The organism is Geodermatophilus sp. SYSU D00684, assembly GCF_054050455.1.
On sequence record NZ_JBJGZI010000012.1, the window covers coordinates 1 to 17,631 of the forward strand.

At 76.0% G+C, this 17,631-nt stretch carries 15 protein-coding genes and 1 tRNA gene; 13 read left to right on the top strand and 3 right to left on the bottom strand.

The features are described 5' to 3' along the window. Positions 1 to 66: 66 nt before the first annotated feature. From ACI79L_RS10370 to ACI79L_RS10385, 4 genes are all read left to right on the top strand, one after another. On the top strand, positions 67 to 390 hold the full coding sequence (locus ACI79L_RS10370) for a hypothetical protein (protein ID WP_456936710.1): 324 nt from the start codon (positions 67 to 69) through the stop codon (positions 388 to 390). Then, entirely contained in the window at positions 387 to 1,955 is a 1,569-nt protein-coding gene (locus ACI79L_RS10375) for an alpha/beta hydrolase (protein WP_456936711.1), read from the top strand. The genes ACI79L_RS10370 and ACI79L_RS10375 overlap by 4 nt, the downstream gene beginning before the upstream one ends. Positions 1,956 to 2,154: 199 nt before the next feature. Continuing rightward, entirely contained in the window at positions 2,155 to 5,073 is a 2,919-nt protein-coding gene (gene topA / locus ACI79L_RS10380; protein ID WP_456936712.1) for a type I DNA topoisomerase, read from the top strand. 2 nt (positions 5,074 to 5,075) lie between these two features. Further along, positions 5,076 to 5,843, top strand: a complete 768-nt coding sequence (locus ACI79L_RS10385) for a class I SAM-dependent methyltransferase (RefSeq protein ID WP_456936713.1) — start codon at positions 5,076 to 5,078, stop codon at positions 5,841 to 5,843. On the opposite strand, the gene ACI79L_RS10390 is transcribed toward ACI79L_RS10385, so the two are convergent. The 3 genes from ACI79L_RS10390 to ACI79L_RS10400 are packed head-to-tail and all read right to left on the bottom strand — an operon-like array spanning position 5,830 to position 7,417. Further along, positions 5,830 to 6,144 (bottom strand): winged helix-turn-helix domain-containing protein, encoded by a 315-nt coding sequence (locus ACI79L_RS10390; RefSeq protein WP_456930029.1) that lies wholly within the window; start codon positions 6,142 to 6,144, stop codon positions 5,830 to 5,832. The genes ACI79L_RS10385 and ACI79L_RS10390 overlap by 14 nt on opposite strands. After that, the gene (locus ACI79L_RS10395; protein ID WP_456936714.1) at positions 6,141 to 6,572 is read right to left on the bottom strand and encodes a hypothetical protein; all 432 of its coding nucleotides are present in this window, start codon (positions 6,570 to 6,572) and stop codon (positions 6,141 to 6,143) included. The genes ACI79L_RS10390 and ACI79L_RS10395 overlap by 4 nt, the downstream gene beginning before the upstream one ends. Positions 6,573 to 6,625: 53 nt before the next feature. Next, positions 6,626 to 7,417, bottom strand: a complete 792-nt coding sequence (locus tag ACI79L_RS10400) for a trans-aconitate 2-methyltransferase (protein ID WP_456936715.1) — start codon at positions 7,415 to 7,417, stop codon at positions 6,626 to 6,628. A gap of 124 nt (positions 7,418 to 7,541) precedes the next feature. On the opposite strand from ACI79L_RS10400, the gene tmk reads away from it, so the two are divergent. The 9 genes from tmk (at position 7,542) to ACI79L_RS10445 (ending at position 17,625) form a co-directional block, all read left to right on the top strand. Continuing rightward, on the top strand, positions 7,542 to 8,165 hold the full coding sequence (tmk, locus tag ACI79L_RS10405; RefSeq protein WP_456936845.1) for a dTMP kinase: 624 nt from the start codon (positions 7,542 to 7,544) through the stop codon (positions 8,163 to 8,165). Next, positions 8,162 to 9,334 (top strand): DNA polymerase III subunit delta', encoded by a 1,173-nt coding sequence (locus ACI79L_RS10410; protein WP_456936716.1) that lies wholly within the window; start codon positions 8,162 to 8,164, stop codon positions 9,332 to 9,334. The genes tmk and ACI79L_RS10410 overlap by 4 nt, the downstream gene beginning before the upstream one ends. A gap of 57 nt (positions 9,335 to 9,391) precedes the next feature. Further along, positions 9,392 to 9,464: transfer RNA gene (locus ACI79L_RS10415), tRNA-Thr, on the top strand. Positions 9,465 to 9,915: 451 nt separating this feature from the next. Beyond that, positions 9,916 to 11,661 carry a glycosyl hydrolase family 28-related protein gene (locus ACI79L_RS10420; protein WP_456936717.1) on the top strand — a complete coding sequence of 582 codons (1,746 nt, stop codon included), beginning with the start codon at positions 9,916 to 9,918 and terminating at the stop codon, positions 11,659 to 11,661. A gap of 76 nt (positions 11,662 to 11,737) precedes the next feature. Next, complete coding sequence (locus ACI79L_RS10425; RefSeq protein WP_456936718.1) at positions 11,738 to 12,187, top strand: helix-turn-helix transcriptional regulator; 450 nt, start codon at positions 11,738 to 11,740, stop codon at positions 12,185 to 12,187. Positions 12,188 to 12,192: 5 nt separating this feature from the next. Next, on the top strand, positions 12,193 to 12,600 hold the full coding sequence (locus tag ACI79L_RS10430) for a VOC family protein (protein ID WP_456936719.1): 408 nt from the start codon (positions 12,193 to 12,195) through the stop codon (positions 12,598 to 12,600). A 133-nt stretch (positions 12,601 to 12,733) separates the two neighbouring features. Continuing rightward, complete coding sequence (locus ACI79L_RS10435) at positions 12,734 to 15,121, top strand: ATP-binding cassette domain-containing protein (protein WP_456936720.1); 2,388 nt, start codon at positions 12,734 to 12,736, stop codon at positions 15,119 to 15,121. Positions 15,122 to 15,478: 357 nt separating this feature from the next. Continuing rightward, complete coding sequence (locus tag ACI79L_RS10440; protein WP_456936721.1) at positions 15,479 to 16,645, top strand: glycosyltransferase; 1,167 nt, start codon at positions 15,479 to 15,481, stop codon at positions 16,643 to 16,645. A 332-nt stretch (positions 16,646 to 16,977) separates the two neighbouring features. Continuing rightward, positions 16,978 to 17,625, top strand: coding sequence for a flagellar brake protein (locus ACI79L_RS10445; RefSeq protein ID WP_456936722.1), 648 nt, complete (start codon positions 16,978 to 16,980; stop codon positions 17,623 to 17,625). Positions 17,626 to 17,631: the final 6 nt, after the last annotated feature.

Here is a 17,631-nt window from a genome sequence, read left to right on the forward strand (position 1 = left end):
CCCCCCCCCCCCCCCCCCCCCCCCCCCCCCCCCCCCCCCCCCCCCCCCCCCACGCCGGGAGGGCCGTTGTCCGCACCCATCGCCATCCAGCTCGACGCCGTCCAGGCGCTCGGCGAGGAGCTCGCCGCCCTGGCCGCCGAGCTGTCCTCCGACGCCGACCTGTGCGCATCGACCGCGGTCTCGCTGGCCACGGCGGCGCCCGGTGAGGTGTCCGACCGGGCCGGGACGACCGGGCGGCTGTGGGCGGTGCTCGTCGCCGACCTCGTCGCCGGGGCCGACGCCGCGGCCACCGCCCTGCTCGACGCGGTGCGGTCCTACCGGCTGGCCGACGCCGCGGTCTCCGACCGGCTGCTGGCGGCGCGGGCGGCGCTGCCCGTGGGCGCCCGGTGAGCGCCCCGGGTCTCACGGCCGTCGCCGCGTGGGACGTCGCCCTCCTCCACGGCGCCGTCTGGACGCTCGAGGCGGTGACCGAGCGGCTGCCGGGGTGGCGCGCCCGGACGGAGGCCGTCGCCCGCGCCCTGGAGGCCGCCGCGTGCTGGTCCGGTGACGCGGGACGGGCCGCGGCGGGAGCGCTGGGCGAGGTGTCCGCGGTGGTCACGGCGGTGACCACCGCCCTGGGCGCGTCGCTGGACCGGCTGCAGGACACCGCCCGGGAGGCGCGCACCGCCCAGGACCTGGCCGGGCAGGCGCTGGCCGAGGCCGCCGCCCGCGGCCTGACCCTCGACGAGGCCGGCGGGGTCGTCCTCCCGGCCCCGGCCGCACCGCCGGCCGGCGCGACGCCGGGGGCGCTGGCCGGCCACTACGACGCGATCGCCGAGCAGGCCGCCGCGGCCGAGCGGGTCGCCGGGCTGGCGGCCGACGCCCTCCGCGCGGCCGCCCGCGCCGCCGCCTGCGCGGCCGACTCGGCCTCACCGCTGGGCGGGATCGGGGCGGCCGGGGGAGCCGTGCCCCCGGGCTACGCCGGACTCGCGGCGGCCGTGGCCGCGGACGGCGTCTGGGTGCCCTCCTGCCTGCCGGTATGGGGGACGTCGCCGGAGTCGGTGGCGGCCTGGTGGGCGGGACTGTCCACGCCGGCGCGCCAGCTGGTGACCTCGGTCGACCCCCGGCTCGTCGGGAACCTGGACGGCCTGCCGGCGTGGGCGCGGGACCGGGCCAACCGGCTGGTGCTCGAGCGGGCGCTGGCCGACCCGTCCGAGGACACCGGGGGGACCGCGCGGGCGGTGGCCGCCGAACTGGCGCGCGCGGAGGCGGCCGGCCGCCCCGTGCAGCTGTGGAGCCTCGACCTCGACGACCACCTGGTGGCCGTGGTCCACGGCGACCTCGACACCGCCGACGCCGTCGGCGTGTACGTGCCCGGCGTCGGCAACGACGTCGACGACCTCGGCGGCCTGGGGGCCGACGCGCGAGCGGTCGCCGACGCGACCCGCGCCGCCGCCCCCACCGCCGCGGTGGCCACGGTCGCCTGGCTGGGCTACCGCCCGCCGCGCAGCGTCGTGTTCCCGACGGCGTGGGGCGAGGGGCGGGCGGCGACCGGCGGGGCCGCACTGGCCGGCGACCTGGCCGGGCTGGTGGCGGCGCGGGCGGCCGACCCCGTCCGGGGCGGCGAGTCACCCCGGGTCACCGTCGTCGCGCACAGCTACGGGACCGTCGTGGTCGACCGCGCCGCGGAGGAGCCCGGGCGGCTCGCGGCCGACGCGCTGGTCCTCCTCGGCAGTCCCGGGATGGACGGCCCGGCGTCGGACCTGGAGGTGGCGGAGGTCCACGAGGCCTCGCCGTCGATGGACCTCGTCACCTGGCCGCTGGACGTCCACGGCACGAACACCGGCGACGACGACTTCGGGGCGACGCCGCTGCCGGCCGACTGGGACACCTGGCACACCTGGTACCTCGACCCCGGCCGGCCGACCCTCGCGGGGATCGGGCAGGTGGTCGCCGGGTCCCAGGAGGGCGACTGAGCAGCCGGGACCCGCCCGGGGAGGCCGGGAACAGCGGCGTCGCTGCACCGTTGGAGGCGGTGACGGCGCGCCCGCGCGCAGTCGCCGACCGGTCACGTCCCGGCGTCGTGGCCTACCGTGGCCCGCCGAGGGGGCGCACCGCGTGACGACGAGACCGCACACCGCGCTGCCGCGACCAGCACCACCCGACAGGAGCACCGTGCCCACGAAGACCGCGAAGAACGGCCAGACCGCCGCCACGACCGCCGGCGGCACGAGCACGCCCGCCCGCCGCCGGGCCGCTGCTGCGGGGGGTGGCCGCCCGCTGGTCATCGTGGAGTCGCCGACCAAGGCCGGGAAGATCGCCGGCTACCTCGGCAACGGCTACGTCGTCGAGGCCAGCGTCGGGCACATCCGCGACCTGCCGCGCAACGCCGCCGACGTCCCGGCCGAGCACAAGGGCGCCCCGTGGGCCCGCCTCGGCGTCGACGTCGACAACGCCTTCGAGCCGCTCTACGTCATCAGCCCCGACCGCAAGCAGCAGGTCAGCAGGCTCAAGCAGCTGGTCAAGGACGCCAGCGAGGTCTACCTCGCGACAGACGAGGACCGCGAGGGCGAGGCCATCGCCTGGCACCTGGTCGACACCCTCAAGCCGCGGGTCCCGGTCCGCCGGATGGTCTTCCACGAGATCACCCCCGAGGCGATCGCCCGCGCCGTGGCCAACCCCCGCGAGCTGGACACCGCGCTGGTCGACGCGCAGGAGACCCGCCGCATCCTCGACCGGCTCTACGGCTACGAGGTCAGCCCGGTCCTGTGGAAGAAGGTCCTGCCCCGGCTGTCGGCCGGCCGCGTGCAGTCGGTGGCCACCCGCATCGTCGTCGAGCGGGAGCGCGAGCGGATGGCGTTCACCGCCGCCGACTACTGGTCCCTCGACGGCGTCTTCGCCGTCCCCGGCCGGGCCGGTGCCGACGCGGGCGAGCCGACGACGCTGCGCGCCCGCCTGGTCAGCGTCGACGACAGCCGCGTGGCCACCGGCCGCGACTTCGACCCCGCCACCGGGCAGGTGACCGGCGACGTCGTGCACCTCGACGAGGCCGGCGCCCGGGGCCTGGCCGCCCGGCTCGAGGGCCGGCAGGTCACGGTCAGCCGGGTCGACGAGAAGCCCTACCGGCGCCGCCCCTACGCGCCGTTCACCACCTCCACGCTGCAGATGGAGGCCGGCCGCAAGCTCGGCTGGTCCTCGGCGCAGGTCATGCGGGTGGCCCAGCGGCTGTACGAGAACGGCCACATCACCTACATGCGGACCGACTCGACCAACCTCTCCAACGAGGCGATCAACGCCGCCCGCACCCAGGCCCGCGAGCTCTACGGCGACGCCTACGTCCCCGCCGAGGCCCGCCGCTACAGCAAGAAGGCCAAGGGCGCGCAGGAGGCGCACGAGGCGATCCGCCCCGCCGGCGACTCCTTCCGCACTCCCGGCCAGCTCGCCGGGCAGCTCGCCCGCGACGAGTTCCGCCTCTACGAGCTGATCTGGCAGCGCACCGTCGCCTCGCAGATGGCCGACGCCGTCGGGCAGACGGTGAGCATCCGGCTGGCCGGCCGCAGCACCACCGACGAGCGGGTCGAGTTCACCGCCAGCGGCCGCACCATCACCTTCCCCGGCTTCCTGCGCGCCTACGTCGAGTCCCGCGACGAGGGCGCCGGCAACGGCGACGACGAGCACGGCAGCGACGACGCCGAGCGGCGGCTGCCCCGGGTCGAGCGCGGCCAGCAGCTCGACACGCGGTCGCTGGAGCCCAAGGGCCACACGACGACGCCGCCGTCGCGCTACACCGAGCCCAGCCTGGTCGCCCGGCTCGAGGAGTTGGGCATCGGCCGCCCCTCGACCTACGCGTCGATCATGCAGACCATCCAGGACCGCGGGTACGTGTGGAAGAAGGGTGCCGCGCTGGTGCCCTCCTTCACCGCCTTCGCGGTGGTGAACCTGCTCGAGCAGCACTTCGCCGCGCTGGTCGACTACGACTTCACCGCGTCGCTGGAGAACGAGCTCGACGAGATCGCCGCCGGCGAGCTCGGCCGGGTCGACTGGCTGACCGAGTTCTACTTCGGCGGCGAGGGCCGGCACGCCGGCGGAATCGCGGCCTCCGGCGGGCTCAAGCAGGTCATCGGCCAGCAGCTGGAGGAGATCGACGCCCGCGGCGTCAACTCCATCCCGCTGCGGGCGACCGGGCCGGCCGGCGAGCCGGTCGTGGTCCGCGTCGGCCGCTACGGCCCCTACCTGCAGGCCGGCGGCGAGGAGGGCCCGCGGGTCAGCCTCCCCGAGGACCTGCCGCCCGACGAGCTGACCAGCGAGAAGGTCGCCGAGCTGCTCGCCGCGCCCTCCAGTGACCGGCAGCTGGGCACCGACCCCGAGTCCGGCCACCCGGTGGTCGTCAAGGCCGGTCGCTACGGCCCCTACGTCACCACCGTGGTCCCCGACGGCAGCAAGGACAGCCCGCGGACGGCGAGCCTGTTCGCGTCCATGTCCCCGGAGACGGTGACCCTCGAGCAGGCGCTGCAGCTGCTCACCCTGCCGCGCACCGTGGGCACCGCCCCCGACGGCGAGGAGATCCAGGCGCTCAACGGCCGGTACGGGCCCTACCTCAAGAAGGGCAGCGACTCGCGGTCGCTGGAGAACGAGCAGCGGCTGTTCACCGTCACCCTCGACGAGGCGCTGGCCGTGTTCGCCCAGCCCAAGCAGCGGGGCCGGCGGGCCGCGGCCGCGCCGCTCAAGGAGCTCGGTGCCGACCCGGTCACCCAGGGCCAGATCACCGTCCGCGAGGGCCGGTTCGGTCCCTACGTCACCGACGGCGAGACCAACGCCAGCCTGCGCAAGGGCGACGACGTCGAGACCATCTCCCTCGACCGCGCCGCCGAGCTGCTCGCCGACCGCCGCAGCCGGCCCGCCGCCACCAAGAAGAAGGCCGCCAAGAAGGCGACCAAGACGACGGCGGCCAAGAAGACGGCGGCCACCAAGGCCACCGCCAAGACGACAGCGGCCAAGACGACAGCGGCCAAGACCACAGCGGCCAAGACGACAGCGGCCAAGAAGACGACGGCGAAGAAGGCGGCCGGGTCCGACGCCGTCCCCGCGAGCTGAGCGTGACGGCGACCGGCTCGCTCGACCCCGCCGACTGGCAGCAGCGGCGGACGTCGTTCGGGTCGGTCGCCGCCGACTACGCCGCGCTGCGCCCGGGCTACCCGGCCGACGCGGTGGCGTTCCTGCTCGGTGACCGGCCGCGGCGGGTGCTCGACCTGGGCGCGGGCACCGGCCTGCTCACCGACGTCCTGGTCGCCGCCGGGCACGAGGTGCTCGCCGTGGACCCGTCGGCGGAGATGCTGGCCCAGCTGCGCGTCCGGCACCCCGGCGTCCCGGCGGAGGTCGGCGGCGCGGAGGCGATCCCGCTGCCCGCCGCCTCCGTCGACGCCGTCGTCGCGGGTCAGGCCGCGCACTGGTTCGACCCGGCGCCGGCCGCGGGTGAGCTGCGCCGGGTCCTGCGGCCCGGCGGCGTCGTCGGGTTCGTGTGGAACACCCGCGACGAGACCGTCCCCTGGGTCGCCGCGCTCGGCGCCGCGCTGGCCGGCGAGGCCCGCGGCCACGAGGCCGACCAGGGCGTCGTGGCCGCCTTCGCCGCGGCGCTGCCCGCCGACGTCGCCACCGCGCGGTCGCGGGTCGTCCAGCGGGTGACGCCCGAGCAGGTCGTCGGCGGCATCGGCACCCGCAGCTACGTGGCCACGATGGCCTCGGGCGCCCGCGCCGCCTTCCTCGGCGGCCTCCGCCACCTGCTGGCCACCCACCCGGACACGGCCGGGCGCGACGTCCTCGAGCTGCCCTACCGCACCGACGCCCACCGGCTCACCCCGCGCTGAGCGCCCGGCCCTCCGCGATCGCCCGCAGCGCCGCCACGTGCGCGTCGAAGGCCGCGCGGCCGCGTGCGGACAGCCGCAGCCAGGTCCGCGGTCGCTTGCCGACGTAGCCCTTGCGCACCTCGACGTAGCCCGCCCGCTCCAGCACGGCCACCGTCTTCGACAGCACCGAGTCGCTGACCTGGACGCCGTCGCGGACGAAGCCGAACTCCGCCTCCTCCGCGGCGGCCAGCGTGGCCACCACCGAGAACCGCACCGGCGCGTGGATCACCTCGTCGAGGGCGTGCCGCGGGTGCCCGGTCACCGCGGCCGCTCCCGCCAGGCGCCGACCAGGCACGGCGCCGCGACGGCGACCGCCAGCGGCGCCCACCACGCCCAGTCGGCGGCGAGCCCCGGCACGGTGAGGCCCACCGCGAGCCCGAGGCCGAGCACCGCGCCCCAGACGCCCATCGCCAGGCCGAACCGGGTGGAGAAGCCGGCGCGCACCGAGCCCCGGCCGGCCAGCAGCGCCGCTGCCGCGCCCAGCACGGCCAGCGCGTAGACCACCGCCGCCGCGCCGATCCCGCGCTCGGAGCCGGACACCGGCGGGGCGAGGAAGAACCCGGCGCTGGCGCAGCCGAGGGTGAGCAGGAACGCCGACGCCGCGGGGCTGGCCTCCCGCCGCACCCGGGCGGCGGCCGCGTCGGCCTCGGCCAGCAGGGCGGTGGCGGACTCGGGCGTGGGAGCGGGCACGGCGGCCTCCTCGGTCGGGGTGCGCGACAGAGTGGCAACTACTTTCCACCCGGTCAACTAGTTGCCGGCCGGGACCCGACCGCGAACACCCGGCGGAAGGGCAGCACCGTCGTCCCGTCCGGCCGCGCCGGGTAGGCCGCCCGCAACGCCGCGGCGTACTCGGCGGTGAACGCGGCGGCGCCGGCGTCGTCGAGCAGGTCCAGCACCGGCCGCAGCACCGTGCCGCGCACCCAGCTGAGCACCGGGTCGGCGCCGCGCAGCACGTGCAGGTAGGTGGTCTCCCAGACGTCGGCGGACAGGCCCGCCGCCGTGAGGACGTCGACGTAGCCCGCCGGGTCCGGCACCGGGTCGGGCGGGGGAGCGGCCGCGGCCAGGCGGGGCGCCCACCGCGGAGTGGTGCACAGGTCGGCGAGCAGCCGGTGGGTGGGGGCGCGGTGGTTGCCGGGCACCTGCAGCGCCAGCCACCCGCCCGGCGCCAGGTCGCCGGCCCACCGCGCGAGCAGGTCCGCGTGCCCGGGCACCCAGTGCAGGACGGCGTTGGTGACCACGACGTCGACCGGGCCGTCCGGCCGCCAGTCGCGGACGTCGCCCGGCACGAACCGCACCCGCCCGGGGACGGCGTGCGCGGCCGCGGCGGCGAGCATCTCCGGCGAGGAGTCGACGCCGGTCACCCGCGCTCCGGGCCAGCGCCGCGCGAGCGAGGCGGTCAGCTCCCCGGTGCCGCAGCCGAGGTCGACGACCTCGCGCGGCCCGTGCGCGTCCACCCGGGCCACGAGGTCGGCGAACGGCCGCGCCCGCTCCCCGGCGTGGCGGAGGTAGACGGCGGGGTCCCAGGCGGCGGTCACCCGCCCGACCGTAGGACCCCGGGAGCGTCGTCCCCGGCCGGTACCGTGGACCGGCCGACGCCCACCCGCCACGACTCCCCGGGAGCCCCCGATCGACGCCTCTGGTCGCCTGTCCGGCCGCGGTCTGTTCGTCGCCTTCGAGGGTGGGGAGGGCGCCGGGAAGTCCACCCAGGTCCGGCGGCTGTTCGACTGGCTGGGCCTGGTCGAGGTGCCGGCCCGGCTGACCCACGAGCCCGGCGGCACGCCGCCCGGCGCCCGGATCCGCGCGTTGCTGCTCGACCCGGCCAGCGCCGGGCTGTCCCCGCGGGCCGAGGCGCTGCTCTACGCCGCCGACCGCGCGCACCACGTCGACACGGTGGTCCGCCCGGCGCTCGACGCCGGCGAGGTGGTGGTCACCGACCGCTACGTGGACAGCTCGCTGGCCTACCAGGGCGCCGGCCGGGCGCTCGCCCTCGACGAGGTCCGGCGGCTGTCGGCCTGGGCCACCGGCGGCCTGGTGCCCGACCTCACCGTGCTGCTGGACCTGCCGCCCGAGGCGGGCCTGGCCCGCGCCCGCGGCCGCGCCGCCGCCGACCGGCTGGAGTCCGAGTCGGTGGAGTTCCACGAGCGGGTCCGCGCCACCTTCCGCGCCCTCGCCGCCGCCGAGCCCGGGCGCTACCTGGTGCTCGACGCGCAGCGCCCCGCCGACGAGCTCGCCGCGGCCGTCCGCGAGCGGGTCGCCGCGCTCATGCCGGGGAGGGTGGCGTGAGCACGGCCGACGGCGTCTGGGCGGAGGTCATCGGGCAGCCGGCGGTGGTCGCCGAGCTCAAGGCCGCCGTCGCCCAGCCCACGGCGATGACCCACGCCTGGCTGTTCACCGGGCCGCCCGGCTCGGGCCGCTCGGTGGCCGCGCGCGCCTTCGCCGCGGCGCTGCAGTGCCCCGACGGCGGCGACGGCACCTGCCACGCCTGCCGGACGGTGCTCGCCGGCACCCACGCCGACGTGCAGACCGTCGCCCCCGAGGGCCTGTCGATCGGTGTCGTCGAGGCCCGGGAGCTGGTCCGGCTGGCCGGGCGGGCGCCGTCGCAGGGCCGCTGGCAGGTCGTCGTCGTCGAGGACGCCGACCGCATGACCGAGCAGGCCTCCAACGCCGTGCTCAAGATGATCGAGGAGCCGCCCCCGCGGACGGTCTTCCTGCTCTGCGCGCCGAGCCTGCACCCCGAGGACGTGCCGGTCACCATCCGCTCGCGCTGCCGCGTCGTGAGCCTGCGGACGCCGCCGGTCGACGCCGTCGCCGACGTGCTGGTGCGCCGCGACGGGATCGACCCGGCGCTGGCGGCCTGGGCGGCGGCCGCGGCCGGCGGGCACGTCGGGCGCGCCCGGCACCTGGCTCGCGACGAGGACGCGCGGCTGGCCCGCAAGGCCGTGCTCGACATCCCGCTGTCCCTGGTCTCCCTGGCCGCCTGCCTCACCGCCGCCGACGACCTGGTCAGCGCCGCCAAGGAGGAGTCCGACCGGGCCACCGCCGCCCTCGACGACGCGGAGACCGAGGCGGTCAAGGCCAGCCTCGGCGTCGGCGCCCGGGGGCCGGGGGTGGCCGCCGCCCGGGGCGGTGCCGGGGTGCTCAAGGACCTCGAGAAGCGGCAGAAGAGCCGCGCCACCCGGCTCGGCCGCGACTCGCTGGACCGCGCGCTGGTCGACCTCGCCGCGCTCTACCGCGACGCGCTGGTGCTCGCCGCCGCGGGGGAGCACTCGCCGGTGCTGTCGCACCCCGACCGGCGGGCCGACGCCGAGGAGCTCGCCCGGCGGATCGGCGCCGAGGGTGCGCTGCGCCGCATCGACGCCGTCCTGGCCTGCCGCACCGCGCTGGAGCAGAACGTGAAGCCGCAGGTCGCCGTCGAGGCGCTCACCGTGGCGCTGCGCCTGCCCGCCACCTGACCGCCGGGCCTGCGCGGGCGCGGGCGACCGGTGTCGTACTCTGAACGCCGCACGCCCGCCGCCTTAGCTCAGTCGGTAGAGCATCTCACTCGTAATGAGAAGGTCGTCGGTTCGATTCCGACAGGCGGCTCACCTGCAGCGGCCCTCCCCTCTCCGGGGAGGGCCGCTGTCGCGTTCCGGGGCCGGGCTGCTGGGGCGGCTGTGACGGCAGGGGCAGGGCTGCCGGTCTGACGACTATTTCGTGACTCACCACGCCCGCGCGGCTACGTTCTGCTGCGAGCCGTCCGGTCGGAGACGACCCCGCGGGCCCCGATCCCGATCGGTCCGCGGGGGGACGCGGGCGGCGGAACGTCCCGTCAGCGCGCGTCCCGGCCGTCCCGGGCCGCGGCGGACGGCCCCGAGCAGCGGGCGTCCCGGCCGAGCGGCCACCGGGACGTCGCGTCCGCGCGCCCCCGGACCAGCGTCGGTCCGTCGCGTCCCGGCACCGGGACGAGGTGCGCGGCGGCCCGCCCGCCCGGGGAGCACCAGGCGGCCGCGCGCACGGCGAAGGCCCTCCCCCCGACACGCAGGCAGGTACGGACATGCGCCCTCCCGTCGAACCCCCGTCCCCCGGCTCCCCGCACCGGGCGCCCGCCCGCCCCGGCACCGGCCGGGCGCGGCTGTCCGCCCTGCTGCTCGTGGTCGCCGTCGCCCTGGGGGTGACGGCCACGACCGCGGCCGTGCGCACCGTCCCCGCGGCCGGGGACGGCACGGAGACGGCGACCGCCGCCGCGCGCGGACCCGTGCACGGCAGCCGCTCGTCGGTCCGCACGCACGGCGCGCGGGCCGGGTCGCGGACGCCGGCGGCCGCCCCGTCCGCCCCGTCGAGCGCCCCGGCCCCGGCGCCGTCGACCGTCCCCGCCCCCGTGCCGCCGAGCACCTCCGCCGCCCCGCCCGCGGCCGGGCAGCCGACGCCGGCCGGCGTCAGCGTGGCCGGCTACGGCGCCCGGGGCGACGGGCGGGCCGACGACGCGCCCGCGATCCGCGCCGCCCTGGCGGCCAACCAGCACGTGCACATCCCGGCCGGCACCTACCTGCTGGCGAGCTTCGAGAGCCCGCGGCAGACCCGGCTCAACGCCGACTTCGTGTTCTCGCTGCGCAGCGGCCAGACCGTCACCGCGGACCCCGGGGCGGTGCTGCGCTTCGCCGACGGCGTCATCGTGGACTCGCCGACCCTCTGGGGCGGCAACCTCTTCATGGTCGACGGCCAGTCCGACGTGACGATCTCCGGCGGGACCTGGGACTTCAACGGCGCCCGCAACCTGGTCCGGCCCGGGCAGACGATCACCGGCTACGGCGTCTACACCTACGGCGCCCGCAACGTCACCGTCCAGGACGTGACCATGCAGGACACGCCGGGCCAGAACTACGTCGTCATGCAGGGCCGCGGCGAGGGCTTCCGGGTCCTGCGCTCGACGTTCCGCAACGGCGGCACCTCCCTGGCGGCCAACCGCAACCAGGTCGACTTCTCCGCCATGTACTTCACCGGGGCGGACGTCACGGTCGACCAGGTGCACGTCACGCACGACGAGCAGCCGTGGTCCTACGCCGGCGGCGTCGAGCTGCACGGCACCCGCAACGCGGTCACGAACAGCCTCATCGAGAAGAGCTGGCCGGGCGTCTACGTCGGTCCCGACGTCGCCTCGCGGCTGGAGGTCATGGAGGACACGGTCGTCACCGGCAACCGGTTCCTCGAGGTCGGCCGCGCGCTGGTCTTCCACGCCGAGGGCACCGGGGCCATCGACGGCGTCGACTTCTCCGGCAACACCGTGCACACGACGTCGTTCCCGGCCCTCGGGACCGGCCGCGGCGTGGACCAGGACGCCCCGCCGGACGGCAACTGGACCTACCACCACCTGATCACCGGCCTGAGCGTCCGGGACAACGACTTCTTCGACGACGACGGCCGGACCGACTCCGGCATCCGCCTGTCGCAGATCCACAGCGGCACGATCGCGCAGAACCGGTTCCACCAGTTCTCCGGCGCGGTCCTGCGGCTCGGCGGCTCCCCGTGGGGCACCCGCGGCGTCAGCTTCGCCGACAACACCGCCACCTGGCTCGGCAGCAGCGGCGTCCCCGCGATCACGCTGAGCTTCACGCCGTACGACGCCGACGGCATCACCATCGCCCGCAACCAGGTCACCCGGACGACGGCGAGCGGCTCGGCGTGCGGGGTCTACCTGGAGGGCGCCGCGGTGACCTCGACCGCGGTCACGGGCAACTCGTTCGCGGGCATCGGGCTGCCGACGTGCGGACCCGACGCCGCCCGCCTGGCCTACTCGGCGTGAGCGCCGGCCGCCCCGGTCCCGACGGCCCGGGGCGGCCGGCGCCCGTCCCTCCCCGGCATCGGGCACCATCCGGCAGGTGACCAGCAGACCCGACGACGAGCAGCGCCTGCGCGACCTCGCGCGGCTGCGTCGCGTCCGCGACCGGATCGACCGGGAGTACGCCCAGCCGCTCGACGTCGAGGCGCTCGCCCGGGGCGTGCACGTGTCGGCCGGGCACCTCAGCCGCGAGTTCCGCCGCGCCTACGGGGAGTCGCCGTACTCGTACCTGATGACCCGGCGCATCGAGCGGGCGATGGCGCTGCTGCGCCGCGGGGACGTGAGCGTCACCGAGGCCTGCTTCGCCGTCGGCTGCTCGTCGCTGGGCACGTTCAGCACCCGCTTCACCGAGCTGGTCGGCATGCCGCCGAGCACCTACCGGCGCCTCGCGGCCGAGTCCACCGCCGGCATCCCGGCGTGCGTCGCCAAGCAGGTCACCCGACCGGTCAGGAATCGAGAAGCCCCGGTGAGGGCGCCGTCCCTAGCGTGAGCGCCATGGACCTCACCATCCACTACACCTTCCTCCCGCACGACGACCCGGAGGCCTCGCTGGCCTTCTACCGCGACACCCTCGGATTCGAGCTCCGCAACGACGTCGGGTACGGCGGGATGCGCTGGCTGACCGTGGGCCCGCCCGGCCAGCCCACCTCGATCGTCCTGCACCCGCCGGCCGTCGACCCCGGCATCACCGACGACGAGCGCCGCACCGTCACCGAGATGATGGCCAAGGGCACCTACGCCTCGATCGTCCTGGCCACCGAGGACCTCGACGGCGCCTTCGAGCGGCTGCAGGCCGGCGACGCCGAGGTCGTCCAGGAGCCGGCCGAGCAGCCCTACGGCGTCCGCGACTTCGCCGTCCGGGACCCCGCGGGCAACCTCGTCCGCGTCCAGGAGGCCGGCTGAGCCGCCCGCCGTCCCGCGAGCACGACGCCCGCCCGGTGTCAGCCGGACGGGCGTCGCCCCGTGCCGGCCGTCACCCCCACCAGGTAGACAGCGAACGCGCCGACGACGGCGGCGCGCACCGGATGGAGAGACGATGAGCCCCGCCACCAGCACCGACCGGCCGGCGTCCGGGTCGCACGCGGCCGACTCCCACGACCTCATCCGCGTGCACGGCGCGCGCGAGAACAACCTCAAGGACGTCAGCGTCGAGCTGCCCAAGCGCCGCCTGACGGTCTTCACCGGCGTCTCCGGCTCGGGCAAGAGCTCCCTGGTGTTCGGCACGATCGCCGCGGAGTCCCAGCGGCTGATCAACGAGACTTACAGCGCCTTCGTGCAGGGCTTCATGCCCACGCTGGCCCGCCCCGACGTCGACGTCCTCGACGGCCTGACGACGGCGATCATCGTCGACCAGGAGCGGATGGGCGCCAACCCGCGCTCCACGGTCGGCACCGCGACCGACGCCAACGCGATGCTGCGCATCCTGTTCAGCCGGCTGGGGCAGCCGCACGTCGGCGGGCCCCAGGCGTTCTCCTTCAACGTCGCCTCGATCAGCGGCGCCGGCGCGGTCACGCTCGAGCGGGGCGGACGCGAGGTCAAGGAGCGCCGGGAGTTCACCATCACCGGCGGCATGTGCCCCCGCTGCGAGGGGATGGGCCGGGTCAACGACATCGACCTGTCCGCCCTCTACGACGAGCGCAGGTCGCTCAACGAGGGCGCGCTGACCGTCCCCGGCTACAGCATGGACGGCTGGTACGGCCGCATCTTCACCGGCGCCGGGCTGCCCATGGACAAGCCGATCGCGCAGTTCACGAAGCGGGAGCTGGACACGCTCCTCTACAGCGAGCCGACGAAGATCAAGGTCGAGGGGATCAACCTCACCTACGAGGGCGTCATCCCCAAGATCCAGAAGTCGATGCTGTCCAAGGACGTCGACGCGATGCAGCCGCACGTCCGCGCCTTCGTCGAGCGGGCGATCACCTTCACCACCTGCCCCGAGTGCGGCGGCTCCCGGCTCAGCGAGGCCGCCCGGTCCTCGAGGATCCGTGGCGCCAGCATCGCCGACCTGTGCGCGATGCAGATCAGCGACCTCGCCGGGTGGGTCCGCGACCTCGACGAGCCCTCGGTGGCCCCCCTGCTCAGGGCGCTGCGCGAGACCCTGGACTCCTTCGTCGAGATCGGGCTGGGTTACCTGTCCCTCGACCGCCCCTCGGGCACGCTGTCCGGCGGCGAGGCCCAGCGCACCAAGATGATCCGCCACCTCGGCTCCGCCCTCACCGACGTCACCTACGTCTTCGACGAGCCGACCGTCGGCCTGCACCCCCACGACATCCAGCGGATGAACGACCTCCTGCTGCAGCTGCGGGACAAGGGCAACACCGTGCTCGTCGTCGAGCACAAGCCGGAGGCGATCGCGATCGCCGACCACGTCGTCGACCTCGGCCCCGGGGCCGGCACCGCCGGCGGCGAGGTGGTGTTCGAGGGCACCGTCGAGGGGCTGCGGACCAGCGGCACGCTGACCGGGCGGCACCTGGACGACCGGGCCGCGCTCAAGACCTCGGTGCGGACGCCGACCGGGGCGCTGGAGGTCCGCGGTGCCCGCACGCACAACCTGCAGGGTGTCGACGTCGACATCCCGCTCGGCGTGCTCGTCGTCGTCACCGGGGTGGCCGGGTCGGGCAAGAGCTCGCTGGTCCACGGGTCGGTGGCGGGCCGGGAGGGCGTGGTGACCGTCGACCAGACCGCGATCCGCGGCTCGCGGCGGAGCAACCCGGCCACCTACACCGGCCTGCTGGACCCGATCCGCAAGGCGTTCGCCAAGGCCAACGGCGTCAAGCCCGCGCTGTTCAGCGCCAATTCCGAGGGCGCCTGCCCCACCTGCAACGGCGCCGGGGTCGTCTACACCGACCTCGGGATGATGGCCGGCGTCGCCACCCCCTGCGAGCAGTGCGAGGGCCGGCGGTTCGACGCCTCGGTGCTCGAGTACCGCCTCGGCGGCAGGGACATCAGCGAGGTGCTCGCGATGCCGGTCGCCGGGGCCCGGGAGTTCTTCGGCTCCGGCGAGGCCCGCACGCCCGCCGCGGCGAGGGTGCTCGACCGGCTCGCCGACGTCGGGCTCGGCTACCTCACCCTCGGCCAGCCGCTCACCACGCTGTCCGGCGGCGAGCGGCAGCGGCTGAAGCTGGCCGCCCAGATGGCCGACGAGGGCGCGGTCTACGTGCTCGACGAGCCGACCACCGGCCTGCACCTCGCCGACGTCGAGAACCTGCTCGCCCTGCTCGACCGGCTCGTCGACTCGGGCCGGTCGGTGGTGGTCATCGAGCACCACCAGGCGGTCATGGCGCACGCCGACTGGATCGTCGACCTCGGTCCCGGGGCCGGCCACGACGGCGGCCGGGTCGTCTTCGAGGGCACGCCCGCCGACCTGGTCGCCGCCCGCTCCACCCTCACCGGCGAGCACCTCGCGGCCTACGTCGGCGCCTGAGAGGGGCCTGCGGGACGCCGAGGGCGCCCGGCCGGTCGTCCCCACCTCCGGCCGGTCGGCGACCCCGAGGCGTGGCACAGGAGCCACGTCCATCCCTCCAGCGGACCCGCACGCCATGCCGGCCCGGGGTCCCGGGACGTGAGGTGCCCCAGGAACCGTCACCCGTGGTGGCCGCGGGTTCGCGTTCTGCGGTATTTCGACCGCCAGGACGAGTCCGCCTTCCGCCCCCGGGCTCCGGCTGGGACAGTCGGCCGGATTCCGCCGCCCGACCAGCACGTATGTCCCTCGCGGCCCGTGGGCCCGTGGCGGGCAGGGCAGTGCCGACCGGTGTCTGGGATCCCACGGGGAGGTCCACGGATGGAGCCAGTGGCAGTGGGTCTCACCGTGGTGGTGCCCACCTTCAACGAGGGCGGCAACATCGCGGAGTTGCTCCGCCGACTGGAGGGCGCGTTCCGGGATCGACGCGACGTGGAGGTGCTGTTCGTCGACGACTCGACCGACGACACCCCGGACCGCATCCGTGACGCCGCCCGCCGCGTGGCCGTGCCGGTGCGGTTGCTCCACCGGGAGGCCGGGCACCGCACCGGCGGGCTGGCCGGTGCGGTGACCGCGGGCATCGCCGCGTCGCGGGCCGCCTACGTCCTCGTGATGGACGGGGACCTGCAGCACCCGCCCGAGCTGGCTCCGGTCCTGCGCGAGGCGGCCGAGGGGAGGGACCTCGCGATCGCCAGCCGGTACGGGGGTGCCGGGGACTCGTCCGGGCTGTCGTCCTCCTGGCGCCGCCTGGTGTCCGGCGGTTCCACGCTCCTGGCCAGGTCGTGCTTCCCAAAGCGGGTCGGCCGGGTCTGCACCGACCCGATGACGGGGTTCTTCTGCGTCCGGCGGGAAGCCGTCGACCTGGACCGGTTGCGGCCTCGCGGCTTCAAGATCCTCCTCGAGCTCCTGGCGCGGCACGACCTGACGGTGGCGGAGATCCCGTTCGTCTTCGGCGTCCGGGCCACGGGGGAGAGCAAGGCCTCGTGGCGCAACGGGGTCCAGTTCCTCCGGCAGATGGTGGCGTTGCGCATGGGGAGGATGTCCCGGTTCGCGGCGGTCGGCGTGCTGGGCACCGTCCTCAACCTGCTCCTCATGGGCGGGCTGCTGCGGATGACGGATCTGCACTACGTCATCGCAGCTGTGATCGCCACCGAGGTGGCGATCGTGCACAACTTCCTCCTGCAGGAGCGATTCGTCTTCCGCGACCTGCGTGACGGGCGGCACCGGTGGCCGGTCCGGGCTCTCCTGTCGGTCGTCTACAACAACGTCGACACCCTCGCCCGTCTCCCCGTCCTCGTCCTCCTGGTCGACCTCGTCGGGTTGCCCTCCGTCCTCGGCCAGGCGGTCACCCTCCTCCTGGCCTTCCTGGCGCGCTTCCTCTTCGTGTCCTCGGTCGTGTACCGGCAGCCGCTGCCGTCGTCGACCGGCCGGTCCGACCGACTGCGCCCGCTCCCGGACGCGGTCCCGCTGAACTCGACCGACAGGTGACGCGGACGACGCGGCCAGACGCTCCACGACACCCCCGCCGGTACCGGTGCCCGTGACCGGGGCACCCGCGGGGTGCCTGCGGCATCCCGCGCCCGTCGAGGGATCCGCCGTCGTCCCGCCCGGTCCCGGGCGGAGGCCGATCGACGCGCCGGCGGAGTCGTGGATCCCCCCGACTGGAGATCCGCGCCACCCCTGCCGATGGGGGGACGAGGACTCCGGCAGGACCCACCCCTCCGGGCGACACGGCCGGGCGGGATGGGGCCTCTCCGGCGCATCGCGCGGAACGATGCCGTCCGCAACTGGTGACGGGCACGCAGAGAGGGAGATCGGCCATGGCCACCCCGGGAGTGGACTACCCCGAGGACAGGACCGTGCTCGACGTGAAGGCGGTCAGCCGCGACGACGTGCTGACCAGCTTCGTCGAGGAGGCGACGGGCGGCGAGCTCGTCGTCAGCGTGGCACAGGACGCCTCGCAGCGCCGGGTCCGGCTGGAGCCGGGGGAGGCCCTGGAGCTGGTCTGGCGGGGCCCCGAGGAGTTGCGGTCGGTGCCTGCCGAGCTGCTGGAGGTGCACGGCGACGACGCGCCGACGTGGCGGCTCCGGCTCACCGGGCCGGCCTCGCGCGGACAGCGCCGGGCCGCCGTGCGCGCGCCGCTGTCCGTGCCCGTCGAGGTCACCGCCGGCGGCCAGAAGCGCCCGGGGACCACGCGGGACCTGAGCGAGGGCGGCACGCACTGCCTGCTCGACGGCGAGCCCGACCGCACCGGCGCACTGGAGCCCGGCGGTGTGGTGCACGTGCGCCTCGACGTCGACGGCCGGGCCGTCGCCGTCAAGGCGGAGGTCGTCCGGCGCCACCCCCGCGAGGACAAGCGCCCGGAGCTGTCCCTGCGGTTCATCGGCCTCGCCGAGCGCGACGAGGACCTCATCCGCCGGCGGGTGTTCGCCGAACTGCGCGAGCTGCGCTCCCGCGGCCTCATCTGACCCGGC